Origin of the sequence: Roseicyclus sp., from assembly GCF_052168335.1 — a bacterium.
Taxonomy (GTDB): Bacteria; Pseudomonadota; Alphaproteobacteria; order Rhodobacterales; family Rhodobacteraceae; genus Roseibacterium.
In genome coordinates this window covers 1-1,234 of the sequence record NZ_JBQLZP010000688.1, presented here as the reverse complement: position 1 = coordinate 1,234, position 1,234 = coordinate 1, and the positions used below count along the sequence as shown (strand labels likewise).

Annotated in this window: 1 protein-coding gene; it reads left to right on the top strand. The window is 69.5% G+C overall.

Translation table 11 applies throughout. From position 1 onward, the window contains the following. Window position 1: 1 nt before the first annotated feature. Window positions 2-1,186, top strand: coding sequence for an aspartate kinase (locus ACTS11_RS20960; RefSeq protein ID WP_442642219.1), 1,185 nt, complete (start codon window positions 2-4; stop codon window positions 1,184-1,186). Window positions 1,187-1,234: the final 48 nt, after the last annotated feature.

Here is a 1,234-nt window from a genome sequence, read left to right as displayed (position 1 = left end):
GATCCGGCGCGCGGCCAAGCGCGTCGGCCGCGAGGTCGCCAACGGCTACGACGTGATCGTCATCGTCTCGGCCATGGCGGGCAAGACCAACGAGCTGGTCGGCTGGGTCGAGGAGACCTCGCCCCTCTTCGACGCGCGGGAATACGACGCCGTCGTCTCCTCGGGGGAGAACGTGACCGCGGGGCTGATGGCGCTGACGCTGCAGGAGATGGACGTGCCCGCGCGGTCCTGGCAGGGCTGGCAGGTGCCGGTGAAGACGACATCGGCGCATGCCTCGGCCCGGATCGAGGCGATCCCGCCCGAGAACATCCTGGCGAAGTTCGCCGAAGGCATGCGGGTGGCCGTGGTCGCGGGCTTCCAGGGCGTGAGCCCGGAGGGCCGGATCACGACGCTCGGGCGCGGCGGCTCGGACACGACGGCGGTGGCCTTCGCCGCCGCCTTCGGGGCGGAGCGCTGCGACATCTACACCGACGTGGACGGCGTCTACACGACCGATCCGCGCATCACGTCCAAGGCGCGCAAGCTCGAGCGGATCGCCTTCGAGGAGATGCTGGAGCTGGCGAGCCTCGGCGCGAAGGTGCTGCAGACGCGCTCGGTCGAGCTGGCCATGCGCTACAAGGTCAAGCTGAGGGTCCTGTCGAGCTTCGAGGAGCCCGACGACAACGCGGGCACGCTGGTCTGTGCCGAGGAGGACATCGTGGAAAGCAACGTGGTGGCGGGCGTCGCCTATTCGCGCGAGGAAGCCAAGCTGACGCTGACGCAGGTGGAGGACCGGCCGGGCATCGCGGCGGCGATCTTCGGGCCGCTGGCGGAGGCGGGCGTCAACGTCGACATGATCGTGCAGAACATCTCGGACGGGGGCATGACGGACATGACCTTCTCCTGCCCGGTGAACGAGGTGAAGCGCGCCGAGAAGGCGATGGCCGACGCCAAGGCGCGGGGCGAGGTGGATTTCGCCGCGCTGGTCGCCGACACCGACGTGGCCAAGGTCTCGATCGTGGGGATCGGCATGCGGAGCCACGCGGGCGTCGCCGCCAAGATGTTCAAGACGCTGCGCGACGAGGGGATCAACATCAAGGTGATCACCACCTCGGAGATCAAGGTCAGCGTGCTGATCGACCGCAAGTACATGGAACTGGCGGTGCAGGCGCTGCACGACGCCTTCGGGCTCGACCGGGCGGCCTGAACGGGGCGGCCTGAGCGGGGCGGGCGCGCCACCCATGCGCCGCGCGCA